Raw genomic sequence first — 15,186 nt, forward strand, 5'->3', positions numbered from 1 at the left:
TGCCCTCAGGCGGCCGGGGCTTTCGCTGTCGGCGTCGGCGTGAAGGTGCCGTCCGGATTCTGCTCCATGGTGACGAGAGCATCGTGCATGTTGCGCAGCGTCGTGCGGTGGCCGATCGAGACGATGCGGGCCTGCGGCAATTCGCGGTCGATCGTCGCGTAGATCTCGCCCTCCAGCTTCTCGTCGAGCGAGGCGGTCGCCTCGTCGAGGAAGAGCCAGTCCGGCTTGCTCAGGAGCGCGCGCGCGACGGCGAGCCGCTGCTGTTCGCCGCCCGAGAGCCGCTGCCCCCAGAGGTCGACCTCGTCGAGCTTCTCAGTGAGGTGGCCGAGCTTGACCTTCTCCATCGCGGCGCGGATCGCGGCATCGTCATAGTCGCCTTCCTCGGCGGGGTAGGCGAGCGCCGCCCGGAGCGAGCCCTGCGGCAGATAGGGTCGCTGCGGCAGCAGCATGATCTCGGCGTCGGCGGGGATGCCGACCTTGCCGTCGCCGAAGGGCCAGATCCCGGCGATGGCGCGGAACAGCGTCGACTTGCCTGAGCCGGAAGGGCCGATCAGCAGCGTCGAGCGCGCGGTACCGAGATCGAGCGCGCCGAGCTTCACGATCGGTTTGCCGTTCGGCAGGAGGAGCGTCGCGTCGCGGATATGCAGGCTCTCGTCGCGCGAAGTCTCGCGGCCGAGCGCCTCCTCGCTGATTGAGCCGTGCTGCGCATCGGTGATCGCCGTCTCGAAGGAGGTGAGGCGGTTGATCGAGGCGAGGTAGGAGGCGATCGAGGAGTAGCTGTTGATGATGAAGGACAGGGCCGTCTGCACCCGGTCGAAGGCACCTGCAACCTGCATCATGACGCCGAGCGTGATCGTGCCGGCGAAATAGTACGGCGCCAGAATGATGTAGGGCAGGACGACGCTGAGCTGGTTGTAGGACAAGGTGAAGCTGGTCAGCTTCAGCCGGCGCCAGACCAGCCGGTAGAAATTCTCGACGATGTCGCGGAAGCGCTGGGCGAGCTGCCCGCGCTCGGTCGGCTCGCCGACCATCAATGCGATCTGCTCGGAATATTCGCGCAGGCGTGCCAGCGAGAAGCGGAAATTCGCCTCGCGCTTCTCCTGTTCGAATTCGAGGCGGATCAGCGGGCGGCCGATGATATGGGTCAGCCAGGTCGCAGCTGCGGCATAGAAGAACGCCACCCAGAAGATGTAGCCGGGAACAGCGAAGGACATGCCCGGCAGGGTGAAGGCGACGGGGATGTTCCAGAGGATGATCGAGAACGAGACCAGCGTGGAAACCTGCGAGAGCAGGGGCAGCGCGAAGCCATAGGTCTGGTTGACGAAGGAGCGCGTGTCTTCGGCGATACGCTGGTCGGGGTTGTCGACAGTGCCGGCGAGCGCGATCCGGTAATGCGTCGCATGGTCGAGCCACGCTTTCGTATACTCGTTCGCCATGAACTGCCGCCAGCGGATCAGGATCGTGTAGTTGGCGAACAGCTCGGTCAGGTTCGAGACGACCCAGAGCACGGCCCAGACGCAGAACACGTAGAAGAGCTGGTACCAGAACGCCGTGGCGTCCTTGTTCTGCAGCGCATCGTACATGTCGCGGTTGAAGAAGGAGAGGCGCAGCGTGATGCCGACCTGCACCTGATTCAGCACGATCAGGAAGACGAAGAGCGAGACCGCGAGCGTACCGAGCCGGATGCTGAACGGCCCGATCGGCCAGAGATTGGCGGTCGTGATCTGGTCGGATTCGAAATAGGGCGAGGCGATGCGGGCGATCCGCGCGATCACCGGCACGAAGGAGATCGCGTAGATCAGGATCGCGAAGACGCCGACCGTGGTCGGGAGGCTGGTTGGGATCGGCGGGATGCCGAGAGCCGCCGGCCACCAGCCGAACTGCGCCGCGATCGCGGATGCGCCGAACACGAGATATTCGATCGCGAAGACGCTGGAGAAGATGCGCAGGAAAAAGGGCAGGGCCGGCGAGCGGAAGGTGACGACCGCCAGTAGCAGGCCGATGACGCCCATGCCGATCACGCCGGCCGATCCGGCCTGCTGGCCGACGACCAGCGTGGCGGCCGCCAGCGCGGCCACGAGAATGCTCAACAAGCGCATAGATGGGAATCCTGGCGGGAGACGGTGAAAGCCACGATTCGGACCATGTCGCAGCGGGAGTGGCCTTTCAATGGCGGCGCGATCGGATGAGCAAATTGTCATCTCGCGGAGAGCTTGCGGCGAGCCAGAGGCCCTGAAACGAAACGCCCCGGGCGAGCAGGGCTCGTCCGGGGCGCGAAGCTGGAAGGTTTGGCTCTAGCCGATCACGGCGCGGCGACGATCTTGCCGGCGTCCCACTTGTACATCGAGAAGCTCGGCGAGCTCAGGTCGCCGGTCTTGCCATAGGTCAGCGTGCCGATCGCGGTCTTGACCGGCATGCCCGACTGCAGGGCCTTGGCGGCGCCGTTGGCATCGCCGGGCTTGCCGGCCTTCTCGATCGCGGCCTTGAGCACTTCGACCGCCGCATAGGCGTTGAGCGTGAAGGCCTCCGGCGGGATACCCTTCTCCTTCAGCGCCGCGACGGCCTGGGCCGAGTCGGGGTTCTTCAGCGCGTCGGTCGCGTTGGTGAAGAGCGTGCCGGTGGCATGGTCGCCGCCGATCGCCGCGTACTCGGTGTTGGACAGGCCTTCGCCGCCGATGATCGTGGCCTTGACGCCGGCATCGGCGAGCTGGCGCGCCAGCAGGCCGCCCTCGGGGTGGTAGCCCCCGAAATAGATCGCCTCGACATTCGCCGCCTTCAGGCGCGTCACCACGGCCGAGAGGTCCTTGTCGCCGGGATTGACGGTCAGCGCCGCCACTTCCTTGAGCCCGCCGGCATTGATGCCCTTCTGGAAGGCGTCGGCCAGGCCCTTGCCGTAGGTGCCCTTGTCATGGACGATCGCGATCTTCTTGTCCTTCAGGTTCTTCAGGACGTAAGCGGCGGCGATGTCGGCCTGCTGGTCGTCGCGGCCGCAGGTGCGGAAGACGTTCGTCAGACCGCGCGTGGTCAGCGCCGGCGAGGTCGCGGTCGGCGTCACCATCAGCACGCCGCTCTCGGCGAACACGTCCGAGACCGCCATCGCGACGCCGGAGGTCACCGGCCCGACCACGAACTTGACCTTGTCGCCGACGAGCAGGTTGGCCGAGGAGACGCCCTGCTTGGGATCGCCGGCATCGTCGGCGAGCTTCAGCACGAGCTTCTCGCCGAGCACGCCGCCGGCCTTGTTGATGGCGTCGACGGCGGTCTGGGCGCCGTTCTTGACCTGGTCGCCATAGGCGGCGACCGGGCCGGTCAGCGGCGCGACGAGGCCGATGGTGATGTCGGCCTGCGCGGCCTGGGCGGAGAGGAAGAGGGCTGCGGCGAGCGCGGCGCCCGACAGGAGTTGGGACTTTTTCATCTGCATCTCCCTACGACATGCAATTTTAGCGCGCGATCCCGCTCGGGGTCGCTTGCCGCCTGTATAGGTCAGGATGTCACCGGAGGGCACTGCCCAAGCTTTCATCAGCCCTGTCGGGAAATGCATGGCAACGCGGCAGGCGGTGCCTGCATTCAGCCGTTGCGGGCTTTGCGCTGGGCCTCGAGTTCCTCGGTGACGGCGATCACGTCGAGATAATCCTCGTGGCGGGCCGGTGCATAACGCGAGACATGGCCGTCGGTGAAGCTCTTCCAGGCCTCCGGAGCGGCCTCCTTCATCGCGTTCATGGCGGCGACGAAATCGTCTTTCAGCCCTTGCGGCAGGTTGGCGCGGGTCGAGAACGGGCTCGCCGGGATCAAGGGCGAGGTCCAGAGCACGCGGGTCGAGCCGGCCGGGATCATGCCGCGCTGGGCGAGCCGCTGCGCGACGCCATGCTCCACGTTGACCTGATAGGTCGCGACGACGTCAAACTGGCCGCGTACCAGCGCCAGTACCGAATTGTCATGGCCGCCGGAGAAGACCGTGCCGCTGAAATGAACCTTCGGGTCGATGCCTTGCTTGCGCAGGAAATAGGAGGGGAAGGCGTAGCCGGAGGTCGAGTTCGGATCGGCGAAGGCCATCACCTTGCCCTTGAGATCGGCGAGCCCCTGATAGGGGCTGTCGGCCCGCACCAGCAGCACCGAGTAATAGCCTTCCTGACCCTGGTTATCGACGTCGCGGATCAGCGGCTGCAGCTTGTCGCCAAGCACGCGGCGGCCAAGCGCGTAGACTGCGGGACCGAACCGGGCGAAGTCGACCTGATCGGCCCGCATCGCCTCGACGAGGCCGGCATAGTCCGAGACCCGGAAGAAGCGCACGGGCACGCCAAGGCGCTGCGTGAGGTAGTCGACCATCGGCTGGGTACGGGCGATGGCGCCGGCCTCGTTCTCGGCGGAGGAGACGCCGAAGCGAACCTCCTTGATGTTGTGCCGCCAGTCCGAGCCCTGAGCCAAGGCGGGGGCGACGCTGCTGGCGGCAAGGCCGGCGAGAACGGAACGGCGTGTCGGCATGATGGTCTCGGGTGCGATGGAATTCGATCGCGTCTCGATGCGCGCCAGCCACGACGGGCGAATGGCGGGCGGATGACAGTGCCGTGAAACGAAAAAGGCCCGGCTTGCGCCGGGCCTTCCATAGTTCGCTGGGAGCGGTGGATCAGAAGTCCATGCCGCCACCGAAACCGGGCTTGCCCGGTTTCGGCATTTAGACGCTTTGGGCGTCTGGACTTCCTCAGAAGTCCATGCCGCCCATGCCGCCGCCGCCCATCGGGGGCATCGGGGCGTCCTTCTTCGGCAGGTCGGCGACCATCGCCTCGGTGGTGATCAGCAGGCCCGCGATCGAAGCCGCGTCCTGGATCGCCGTGCGGACGACCTTGGTCGGGTCGATGATGCCGGCCTTGACCAGATCGCCGTACTCGCCGGTCTGGGCGTTGTAGCCGTAGGTGTAGTCCTTCGACTCCAGCAGCTTGCCGACCACGACCGCGCCGTCATCGCCGGCGTTCTCGACGATCTGGCGAGCCGGAGCGGTGATCGCCTTGCGGACGATCTCGACACCGGTCTTCTGATCGTCGTTCTGGGTCTTGATCGACTTGACCGAGGACAGGGCGCGCAGCAGGGCGACGCCGCCGCCCGGCAGGATGCCTTCTTCCACCGCAGCGCGGGTGGCGTTCAGGGCATCGTCAACGCGGTCCTTCTTCTCCTTGACCTCGACCTCGGTCGCGCCGCCGACGCGGATGACCGCGACGCCGCCGGCGAGCTTGGCCAGGCGTTCCTGGAGCTTCTCACGGTCGTAGTCCGAGGAGGTCTCCTCGATCTGGGCCTTGATCTGGCCGACGCGAGCCTCGATGTCCTTCTTCTTGCCGGCGCCGTCGATGATCGTGGTGTTCTCCTTCTCGATGCGCACGCGCTTGGCGCGACCGAGCATGTTGAGCGTCACGGTCTCGAGCTTGATGCCGAGGTCTTCCGAGATCATCTGGCCGGCGGTCAGGATCGAGATGTCCTCAAGCATGGCCTTGCGGCGATCACCGAAGCCCGGAGCCTTGACGGCCGCGACCTTCAGACCGCCACGGAGCTTGTTGACGACGAGCGTGGCCAGGGCCTCGCCCTCGACGTCCTCGGCGATGATAAGGAGCGGCTTGCCGGTCTGCACGACGGCCTCGAGGATCGGCAGCATCGCCTGGAGCGAGGAGAGCTTCTTCTCGAAGACGAGGATGTAGGGGTCGTCGAGCTCGGCGACCATCTTCTCGGAGTTGGTGATGAAGTACGGCGAGAGGTAGCCGCGGTCGAACTGCATGCCCTCGACGACGTCGAGCTCGGTCTCGGCGGTCTTGGCCTCCTCGACGGTGATGACACCCTCGTTGCCGACCTTCTGCATGGCCTTCGAGATCATCTCGCCGACCGACGAGTCGCCGTTGGCCGAGATAGTGCCGACCTGCGCGACTTCCGCGTTCGAGGTGACCTTCTTCGAGTTCTTCTTGAGGTCCGAAACGATCGCCTCGACGGCGAGGTCGATGCCGCGCTTCAGGTCCATCGGGTTCATGCCGGCCGCAACCGACTTGGCGCCTTCACGGACGATCGCCTGGGCGAGAACGGTGGCGGTGGTGGTGCCGTCGCCGGCATGGTCGTTCTGGCGCGAAGCGACTTCGCGGACCATCTGGGCGCCCATGTTCTCGAACTTGTCGGAAAGCTCGATCTCCTTGGCGACGGTGACGCCGTCCTTGGTGATGCGCGGAGCGCCGAACGACTTCTCGATCACGACGTTGCGGCCCTTCGGACCCAGCGTGACCTTCACGGCATTGGCGAGGACATCCACGCCGCGCAGCATCTTGTCGCGGGCTTCAGTGCCGAATTTGACGTCTTTGGCAGCCATGAGAGCTACTCCTTAGAACTTGAAACGGAAGAGAGCGGTCAGGCGGCGATCAGCCGACGACGCCCATGATGTCGGATTCCTTCATGATCAGGAGGTCCTGACCATCGATCTTGACCTCGGTGCCCGACCACTTGCCGAACAGGACGCGGTCGCCCTTCTTGACGTCGAGGGCAACGAGCTTGCCGGCCTCGTCACGCGCGCCGGAACCGACGGCGATGACCTCGCCCTCCTGGGGCTTTTCCTTGGCGGTCTCGGGGATGATGATGCCGCCCTTGGTCTTCTCTTCGCTGTCAAGGCGGCGGACCACGACGCGGTCATGCAACGGACGGAACTTCATGGTTCTGTCTTCCTCTCGGTCTTATTCGTTTCGGGGGCCGCTGAAGGGCTCCCGGGGGAGGCTGTTAGCAGTCACCAAGTGAGAGTGCTAACAGATGCCAGCGGAGATAGGCGCGGGGGTCCGGAGAGTCAAGGAAGCGCGCGGCGATAAAGTGAACGGCGGCGGATGCGGTGTCGCAGGTCGCTTCAGGCCTGCTGGCAGCAGCGCTTGAACACGCTAACATGGCGGAATGACGACGCCCGCGCCCGACCCCCGTCTCGACGCCATCGCCCGCTCCTGCGTGGCGCTGCATGTCCGCATGACCGCACGCGCCGTGACGCGGGCCTATGACGAGGCGATGCGCCCGAGCGGGCTCAAGATCACCCAGTTCGTGCTGCTCTCGGCGCTCTCAACCGGGCAATGGAAGTCGGTCACCGAGCTGGCCGAGCGTTTCGCGCTGGAGCGGACCTCGCTGACCCGCAACCTCCAGCTTCTGGCGGCCGAGGGCATGGTCGAGCCGGTCGAGTGCCGCGGCCGGGCCTCGGTCTATGCGGTGACCGAGAAGGGCAGAGCCGCGATCGAGGCCGCGATCCCGTATTGGCGGGAGGCGCAGGACAAGATCGAGGGCGGCTTCGGCGAGGACCGCTGGCGCGAGACCCGCGATGGCCTCAAGGCCCTGCGGCGGGCAGCGCGCGGAGAACGCTGAAGCAGCGGCGACCGGTTGACCATCGCCGGAACATGTCTCTATCGTGCAGATACACGAATGGAGATCGGCATGAAGCGCGTGGTTGGGGTGGTGTCTCGCGACGAGCTGGTCGCGGGCGATGGCTTGAGTTTCCTGCGCGGGATCATTGCCGGCACCAATCCGGCGCCGCCCTTTGCCGATGCCATGGATTTCGAGCTGGCCGAGGCCGACGAGGGCAGGGTGGTCTTCGTCGGTCAGCCCTCAGCGCGCTTCTTCAATCCGCTCGGCACGATCCATGGCGGCTGGACCGCGACGATCCTCGATTCCGCCATGGCCTGCGCGGCCCATGCCACGCTGAAGCCGGGCGAGGGCTACACCACGCTGGAGATGAAGCTGAACTATGTCCGCCCGGTCATGCCCGATAGCGGCCCGGTGCGCTGCGAGGGCAAGCTGATCCATCGCGGCAATTCGGTGATCACGACGGAAGGCAAGCTGGTCGATGCGCGCGGCAAATTGCTCGCGCACGGCACCGAAACCTGCCTGGTCTTCCCGGCCAAGGCTAGCGCCGGCTGACGGCGACGGCGCCCGCGACGATCAGCAAGGCGCCGAGATAAGTCGTGTAGAGCGGCACCTCGCCGAACACGAAGAAGCCGAGCAGGCTCGCCCAGATCAGCGCTGTGTACTCGATCGGAGCCAGCCGCGAGGCTGCGGCGCGGGCATAGGCCGAGGTCAGCGTCAGGTGGCCGGCGACGCCGAGCGCGCCCGCGAAGAGATAGGCGGCGAGGTCCGCCCAGGTCATCGGTACGAAGGCAAGCGCAGCCGGAATGGCGAGGCAGACCGCCGGCCCGACATTCTGGAAGGCGACGATGACGGTCGGGTGTTCCCGAACCGCGATGCGCCGGAGCAGGATCAGGTTGAAGGCGTAGCTCACCGCCGAGAACAGCGCGGCGGCAACGCCGAGGCCGGCGCCGCTGACATGGCCCTGCAGCCGCGGCCAGACCATGACCAGCATGCCGGCGATCCCGAAGCCGAGCGCCTGGAGGATGCGCTTGTCGATCTTCTCCTTGAGCAAGAGCCCGCCGAGCAGGGCAACGAAGACCGGCGCCAGGAAGGAGAGGGTCAGCGCCTCCGCCAGCGGCAGCACCGAGACCGAGTAGAAGAAGCTGCCGGCGGTGAGCACCACCAGCGGGACGCGCGCGAGATTGCCGATCAGGCTGGCCTGGGTCGGCCGGGGCGGGCGCGCGATGGCGAGCACGATGAGCGCGCAGATGCCGCCCATCAGGAAGCGCATGAACAGCGCCACGATGAACGGGTGTTCCTGCATCTGGCCCTTGATCACCCCGTCCATCGCGGTGAGCAGGGCGATGCCGAGAGCGGCCCGCAGGGCTACGGACAGCGTCATGGACCGAAGCGCAGCGGCTTGCGGAAATGATACTCCCAGCTTTCCGAGACGTCGCCGAGATAGCGTTCGCCCGGCCAGCGGGTGAAGCCGAGCTTCTCGTAGAAGCGATGGCCGCGCGCGAAGCGGCTATCCGACCACAGCACCATCTCGGCGAAGCCGCCCTGTTCGGCGAAATCCATCGCCTTGGCGAAGAGGGCTTGCGCCAGACCGGTGCCCCGCAAGGTGCTGTCGACATAGACCTTGGCGAGCTCGACCGCATTCTGTTCACGCACCGGCACGACGCCGAGCGAACCGGCGATGCGCCCGTCCGGCCCGTCCACGATCCAGAGTTCGCCGCCCTTGGCCGCGAAATAGGAGGCCGGCCGGCGCAGTTCGGGCAGCTCGTCCTCCACGAAGAGGCAGCCCGGATACTCGGCGAAGCTCGCCGCGATGAGGGCGGAGAGCGGGCCGGAATCGTCGTCGCGGGCAGGCCGGATGGGCGGGGTCATGATATTGGCCTTACGGTCGAATTCGGGCGCCGTGAAGTTGCGGGAACGGCGGCGCCCAATGCTCTGGCAGCAGGGCAGGGCGGTTTGCTGCCGCAGCTTCCCCTTGGAAATATCGTTCCGTCCGGTTACCCCGGCCCGAGAAGGCTGCGCGGCCGCTTGAGTCGCGCGCCTCGACCCTGGCAACGCGGATATCGGGACGGAGTGGCGAAGGCACGATGACCGTTCTTCTGCCCTTCATCGTCAATGCCGGGCTGAATTTCGTCCTCGGGCTGCTCGTCGCCCTGTTTCTCGGCCCGGAGGCCTTCGGACTCTACGCTATCGGCGCGGCCACCGTCGTGCTCGTCAACACGGCACTGCTCGACTGGCTGAAGCTCTCCGCCGTCCGGTTCTACTCCGTCGAAACCCGCGAGAGCGATCCCGGCATCCGGGCGACGCTCGATCTGCTCTTCGCCGGTGTCAGCCTGTCGCTTTGCGCGCTCCTCGCCGCTGCCATGCTGGCGGGCGTCGATGCCGGGCTTCCGGCCGCACTGCTGATGGTCTCGGTCGCGGGCGGCATCGCGGCGGGCTGGTTCGACTATCACGCGGCCATTGCGCGGGCCCGCTTCCTCGATGCGGCCTATGCCCGGCTCGTCCTCGTCCGCAGTGTCGCGGCCCTGTTGCTGATGGTCGGCGGCGCTTGGTGGACGCGCGATCCGGCCGTTGTGCTGCTGGGCGGCGTGCTCAGTGCGCTTGCCGCCGTTATCGCCAATCGCAGCCGGCTCGCCGACATGAAACCCGCGCCGGGCGCGCTCCGGGCCGACCTGATGCGCGGTTTCGCGCGATACGCGCTGCCGCTGGTCGCGGGCAACGCGGTCTATGCCGCGATCCCGCTCCTCAACCGTGCGATCCTCGCCGACAGGCTTGGCTTCGCCGAGGCCGGCTATTTCTCGCTGGCCTCCGATATCGGCCTCCGGCTCTTCCCGGTACTGGCCTCGATGCTGGAGATCGTGCTGCTGCGCGAGGTCATCCGCCTCGACGAGACGCGGGGGACCGTCGCCGCCCAGAAGCGCATCGCCCGCAACATGGTCCCCGTGCTCGCCTGCGTGCTGCCGGTCGCGCTCGGCTTCTGGCTGATCCTGCCGGCCTTCGAACGGCTTTTCGTACCCGCGAGCTTTCGCGGTCATTTCGCCGGCCATATGGCGCTGCTGCTGCCGGGCTTCGCGGCGATCGCGCTGTTTCAGGCCGGTCTCGCGCCTGTGTTCCTGCTGGCGAAGCGCACGCTCGTCGCGATCCTCACCTCCCTGATCGGGCTCGCCGTCAATCTCGCCATCATCTTCGCGCTGCCGGGAACGCTCACACCGGCGACGGTCTCGATCGCGCAAAGCGCCGCTTATCTGACAGCGCTGCTGGTCATGGCCGTGTTTGCGCTCCGCGCATTGCCGGTCCTCCCGCCATTGCGCGAGATCGCCTGCGTTCTCGCTGCCGGTATTGCAATGGGCCTTGCGATCTGGCCGTTGCGCGGCACGCTTGCGGCTGCCCTCGAACTGCCACTGCAGATCGTCCTCGGCGGGCTGGTCTATGCGGTGGTGATCCTCGCCTGCGATGTCGGCCGTTGGCGCACTGGTCTGAAGCTGCGCTGGCTCGCCCGGCGCTCGGCACGCCGGTGAGGCGGCAAGGTTTCCTTCACCCTGTCGCTTGACCGCTCGCTAAGGTTAATTCCGCGAATTGCGCCGGTTAGGGCCGGTTTCAGCGCCGAAGAGTCAACGATTCACCATTCCTTTCAGGGCACGCCGCAGGCTTTCAGGCAGTCGATGTCGAGAGTACCTGCGTCATGCGTCGAAAGATTATCCTCCCGCTCCTCGCTGCTGCCGGAGCCCTGGCGGTGGCAGGGCCGGCCCTCGCGCAAGGCTATCGCCAGAATTACGGTTACGCCGCGCCGAACGATCCGATGGCTTCAGGCGGCGGGCGCGGCAACTATGGCGGCGGCTTCATCGAGATGCTGATGACCGGCCGCGACCCGACGCCCGCGGGCCGTGGCGGCGCGGTCTATAACCGACCCGGTGGCTATGCCTATGGTCAGCGGGTGCAGCCGCAAGGCGGCTATGAAGACCCGTTCGAGGCGGCGCGCCAGCCGCGCGCCGGCCGCCGCATGGCCGCGCTCGGCGAGCCTGTCGAGCCGCAGCAGGGCATCCAGCACATCGTCGACCCGCGTTTCCGCAAGCAGGAAGTCGCCTATGACGGTCCGCACAAGCCGGGCACGATCATCATCGACACGCCGCAGCGCTTCCTCTTCCTGGTGCAGCCGGGCGGCCGGGCCTTGCGTTACGGCATCGGCGTCGGCCGGCCGGGCTTCTCCTGGGCTGGCATGAAGACGATCAGCCGCAAGGCGGAATGGCCGAGCTGGACGCCGCCGGCCGAGATGCTGAAGCGCCGGCCCGACCTGCCGCGCTTCATGACCGGCGGTCCCGACAACCCGATGGGCGCGCGCGCCATGTATCTGGGCTCCTCGCTTTACCGCATCCATGGCACCAACGAGCCGAACACGATCGGGCAGGCGGTGTCCTCGGGCTGCATCCGCATGACCAATGACGACGTCACCGACCTCTACGAGCGCGTTCGCGTCGGCGCCAAGGTGCTGGTGATCTGAAGCAAAAAGCCTCGTCTGGCGCCCATGAAAAACGGCGGCTCCGCATAGCGGGCCGCCGTTTGCGTTATCTCAGCCGTTAGAGGCGGTGAGCGCTGTCAGACCCAGCTGTCGTCGTCTCCGCCGCCATCGTCGAAGCCGGGATCGGCATCGTCGTAGTTGGCGTTCTGGTAATTGGCCTCGCCATCATAGCCCTGGCCGTAGCCGCGATCCTGCGCTGTCTGGTCGGCCGCGGGCTGGGCGCTGGCGCTCTGGTCTGCCGCCGCCGGCTGGGGCGCAGCCGCGCTGGCGTTCGAGCCGGAGCTGGTGTCGCTCGCGGTTTGCGCCGCGGGCTTGCTGCCGCCACCGAAGGCATTGGTCAGCACGTTGCCGAGCATCATGCCGCCGGCAACGCCTGCCGCCGTGGTCAGCGCGCTCGCCATGAAACCGCCGCCGCGGGACTGCTGTTGCGGCTGGTTGCTCCATGGGCCGGGCTGGCCCTGACCCTGCATCGGCATGGCCTGAGCCGGGGCAGCGGCCTGCGGCTGCGTGTTCCAGGCTCCGGACGGTGCTGCGGCGTCAGCGCGCGGCGGCACGGGCGGAACCGAGCCGGTACGCGGCACCGATCCGCCGCCGAAGATGCCGGACAGGAAGCCACCGGCCTGCGGTTGCGCTGCTTCGCGCGCGCGCGTCTGCGCCTCGCGCAACTGCGCCTGCAGGCTCTCGACCTGCTGGTTCAGGTTGGCGAGCGCCTGCTCCTGCACATAGACCGCCTGGGCCATGGCATAGGGCGCGTAGGGCTGCTCGCGCAGGCGTTCCGCGATGAAATTCTCAGCCTCGGGGTCGCGGGGCTGGTTGGCCGCCTGCCGAAGGCGGTCGAAAATCCCGGCGATCACGTCGCGTTCTTGCGGCGTCATCGTCATCTCCTCTCGTTGCGCGGCGCGGTTGCGCCGCGCTCAAGAGGTGGGATCGGCCTGTGACGGTATCAAGGCGTCGTCGTGACGGGCGCGCCTCAGATGCTGCCGAAATCGTCATCCGGCGGTGGCATCTCGTCGACGTCGGAGGGTGCCTGCAGCGAGCCGCGATTCAGCACCACCACCGTCGTGCCGGACGGAACGCGGCTGTAGAGGTCGATGATGTCCTGGTTGAACAGGCGGATGCAGCCCGAGGAGACCGACTTGCCGATCGACCACGGCTCGGAGGTACCGTGGATGCGGTAGAGCGTGTCGCGGTTGCCCTGGTAGAGATAGAGTGCACGGGCGCCGAGCGGGTTCTCGAGCCCGCCGGCCATGCCGCCGGCCCAGGGGCGGTTGCGCTCCGGCTCGCGGGCGATCATCGCCGCCGTCGGGGTCCAGCGCGGCCACTGCGCCTTGCGGGCAACCGTGGCGCGGCCGCGCCAGGACATGCCCTGCTTGCCGACGCCGATGCCGTAGCGGATGGCCTTGCCGTTCTCCTGAACGAGATAGAGATAGCGGTTGTCGGTATCGACGACGATCGTGCCGGGCTGCTCGCGGGTCGGGTAGGAGACGATCCGGCGCAGGAACTGCGGCTCGACCTCGGAGAGATCCGTCGCCGGCAGCGGGTGTTGCTCATCCGGCCGCTCGCCATACATCGCCAGATACTCGGCGCTGATATGCGGCCCCTGATGCGCAACCTCGAACGGCTCCGGGCGCCGGTTGGCGACGCAGGCGGCGAGGAAGAGCGGGCTCAGGGCCGCGAAGACGCGGCGGGTCGGACGGGCGAGGGGAGAGGCGGACGGACGGTCGGGAGACATCGACGGACAACTCGGCGTTACGGGCAAAAAAGAACGGCGGAACAGCGCATTGGTTCCATGCGCTGCTGTTGACCTCCGTTCAAGGTGGCCGAGATGGCCGTGGGGTGAACGTGATGTGGCAAAAATGTGGTTGGCGGGGCCTGTTGCGATCAGGCAACAGGTCAGTTGCCGGACAGGCACATGCCGGGTTCCAGTCGCTCGATTCAGATCGAGCCTTCGTGGCTGTCGTGTTGCCGCGCAAGCCTGTTCGAACAGTTAAATATTTTTTGACGATGAGGCTCAATAGTGGCCCTGTTTCGTCGATCGCCGCCGTCGCATTACCTCGGTCTTCTGACCGTCGGCGAAGCCACGTGAGTTTAGACGATTGCCTGCCGCCTATGCCTACGTGTTGCTGGCGGCGCGCCACTCCGGAGAGCGCTGCATCATGTCGCTCTTCCCGGGAGATGGGCCTCCATGCTGAAACTGCCTTCGCTGCGCCTGCCAATCGCTACGCGTCTGGCGATATTGGCCGTGCTGATCGTCGGCGTCGCCGTCGCGGCTTCGGTTGCGGTATCACTGCGCGCGGCCGACAGCGCGATGCGGGAACGCGCCCAGTCGAGCCTGGCGATCAACATCAACCTGCTTCGGGATATCCTTCTCGCCAAGGGCCAGCCGAGACTCGAGGGCAACAAGCTCATCTTCGGCAACGAAAGCGTCAACGACAACTTCGCGGCGGTCGACAAGGTCAAGGCGCTCTCGGGCGGGACGGCCACCGTCTTCATGGGCGATACCCGGGTAACGACGAACGTGACCAAGCCGGACGGCACGCGAGCGGTCGGCACCAAGCTGGCCCAGGGCCCGGCCTATGATGCCGTCTTCAAGGAGAAGCGGACCTATTCCGGCGCCGCCGATATTCTCGGCGTGCCTTATTTCACGATCTACGAGCCAATCGTCCAGAAATCCGACGGCAACGTGATCGGCATCCTCTATGTCGGCATCAAGCAGGAGGAGTTCCTCACCGTCATCGGCGAGATGATCCGCGCCAACATCATTGCGGGCCTGGCGATCGCGGCTGTCGCTGGCTGCCTGCTGTTCTGGCTGGTGCGCCGCATGATGAAGCCGCTCGGCAGCCTGAGCGCTGCCTTGCGGCGCCTCGCCGAGGGCGATCTCGACACGCCGGTTCCCGCTTTCGGAGGCGGCAGCGAGTTCGGCACCATGGCCGGTGCGGTCGAAGTGCTGCGTCAGGCCTCGATCGAGAAGGTCAGGCTGGAGCAGGATGCGACAGCGCAGGCCGAGCTGATGGGTGAAACCCGCCGCCAGACCGAGGCGCAGCGGCAGGCCGTGGCGCAACAGCAGATCGAGCAGGCTCGGGAGCTGGAGGACGTTGTCGCTGCGCTGGCCGAGGGGCTTGCGGCGCTCTCGCAAGGCGATCTGCGTCATCGCATCGAGGCCGAGATGCCGGCGGCTTATACGAAGCTGCGCGACGACTTCAACGAAACGGTTGACCGCCTCTCGGACACGGTGGCGACGATCCAGACGACCTCGGCGGATGTCGGGCTGGCGGCGCGCGAGATCAACATGGGCGCCGACGACCTGTCGAAGC

The 15,186-nt window shown here is 66.7% G+C and carries 14 protein-coding genes; 5 read left to right on the forward strand and 9 right to left on the reverse strand.

All coding sequences use genetic code 11. The features are described from left to right. Window positions 1-5: 5 nt before the first annotated feature. The 5 genes from NUV79_RS23285 to groES form a co-directional block, all read right to left on the reverse strand. A complete protein-coding gene (locus NUV79_RS23285; RefSeq protein ID WP_257735456.1) occupies window positions 6-2,099 on the reverse strand; it encodes an ABC transporter ATP-binding protein/permease in 2,094 nt (697 codons plus the stop codon). 203 nt (window positions 2,100-2,302) lie between these two features. Then, a complete protein-coding gene (locus tag NUV79_RS23290) occupies window positions 2,303-3,415 on the reverse strand; it encodes a branched-chain amino acid ABC transporter substrate-binding protein (RefSeq protein WP_374679319.1) in 1,113 nt (370 codons plus the stop codon). A 152-nt stretch (window positions 3,416-3,567) separates the two neighbouring features. Next, window positions 3,568-4,482, reverse strand: coding sequence for a phosphate/phosphite/phosphonate ABC transporter substrate-binding protein (phnD, locus tag NUV79_RS23295; RefSeq protein ID WP_257735458.1), 915 nt, complete (start codon window positions 4,480-4,482; stop codon window positions 3,568-3,570). Between the two features lie 217 nt (window positions 4,483-4,699). Next, window positions 4,700-6,337: a chaperonin GroEL gene (gene groL, locus NUV79_RS23300; RefSeq protein ID WP_257735459.1), complete on the reverse strand. Its 1,638-nt coding sequence runs from the start codon at window positions 6,335-6,337 to the stop codon at window positions 4,700-4,702. Between the two features lie 49 nt (window positions 6,338-6,386). Beyond that, window positions 6,387-6,674 carry a co-chaperone GroES gene (gene groES / locus NUV79_RS23305; protein ID WP_047576256.1) on the reverse strand — a complete coding sequence of 96 codons (288 nt, stop codon included), beginning with the start codon at window positions 6,672-6,674 and terminating at the stop codon, window positions 6,387-6,389. Window positions 6,675-6,903: 229 nt separating this feature from the next. On the opposite strand from groES, the gene NUV79_RS23310 reads away from it, so the two are divergent. Continuing rightward, entirely contained in the window at window positions 6,904-7,359 is a 456-nt protein-coding gene (locus tag NUV79_RS23310; protein ID WP_257735460.1) for a MarR family winged helix-turn-helix transcriptional regulator, read from the forward strand. Between the two features lie 69 nt (window positions 7,360-7,428). After that, on the forward strand, window positions 7,429-7,911 hold the full coding sequence (locus NUV79_RS23315; protein ID WP_257735461.1) for a PaaI family thioesterase: 483 nt from the start codon (window positions 7,429-7,431) through the stop codon (window positions 7,909-7,911). On the opposite strand, the gene NUV79_RS23320 is transcribed toward NUV79_RS23315, so the two are convergent. Both NUV79_RS23320 and NUV79_RS23325 read right to left on the reverse strand, forming a co-directional pair. Then, on the reverse strand, window positions 7,898-8,740 hold the full coding sequence (locus NUV79_RS23320) for a DMT family transporter (protein ID WP_257735462.1): 843 nt from the start codon (window positions 8,738-8,740) through the stop codon (window positions 7,898-7,900). The genes NUV79_RS23315 and NUV79_RS23320 overlap by 14 nt on opposite strands. Beyond that, a complete protein-coding gene (locus NUV79_RS23325; RefSeq protein WP_257735463.1) occupies window positions 8,737-9,228 on the reverse strand; it encodes a GNAT family N-acetyltransferase in 492 nt (163 codons plus the stop codon). Before NUV79_RS23325 ends, NUV79_RS23320 begins: the two co-directional genes overlap by 4 nt. A 215-nt stretch (window positions 9,229-9,443) precedes the next feature. Between NUV79_RS23325 and NUV79_RS23330 the strand changes: the two genes are divergently transcribed. After that, a complete protein-coding gene (locus tag NUV79_RS23330; protein WP_257735464.1) occupies window positions 9,444-10,874 on the forward strand; it encodes a lipopolysaccharide biosynthesis protein in 1,431 nt (476 codons plus the stop codon). Window positions 10,875-11,038: 164 nt separating this feature from the next. Continuing rightward, complete coding sequence (locus tag NUV79_RS23335) at window positions 11,039-11,854, forward strand: L,D-transpeptidase (RefSeq protein WP_257735465.1); 816 nt, start codon at window positions 11,039-11,041, stop codon at window positions 11,852-11,854. A gap of 95 nt (window positions 11,855-11,949) precedes the next feature. Here the strand turns inward: NUV79_RS23335 and NUV79_RS23340 are convergent, their stop codons facing one another. Together NUV79_RS23340 and NUV79_RS23345 are read right to left on the reverse strand one after the other, a co-directional pair. Further along, window positions 11,950-12,747, reverse strand: coding sequence for a DUF2076 domain-containing protein (locus NUV79_RS23340; RefSeq protein WP_257735466.1), 798 nt, complete (start codon window positions 12,745-12,747; stop codon window positions 11,950-11,952). A gap of 95 nt (window positions 12,748-12,842) precedes the next feature. Then, a complete protein-coding gene (locus NUV79_RS23345) occupies window positions 12,843-13,604 on the reverse strand; it encodes a L,D-transpeptidase (RefSeq protein WP_257735467.1) in 762 nt (253 codons plus the stop codon). A 453-nt stretch (window positions 13,605-14,057) separates the two neighbouring features. Between NUV79_RS23345 and NUV79_RS23350 the strand changes: the two genes are divergently transcribed. Beyond that, window positions 14,058-15,186 (forward strand): methyl-accepting chemotaxis protein (locus tag NUV79_RS23350; RefSeq protein ID WP_257735468.1); only part of this gene is annotated, 1,129 nt, incomplete at its 3' end.

Origin of the sequence: Allobosea sp. 47.2.35, from assembly GCF_024655635.1 — a bacterium.
GTDB lineage: Bacteria > Pseudomonadota > Alphaproteobacteria > Rhizobiales > Beijerinckiaceae > Allobosea.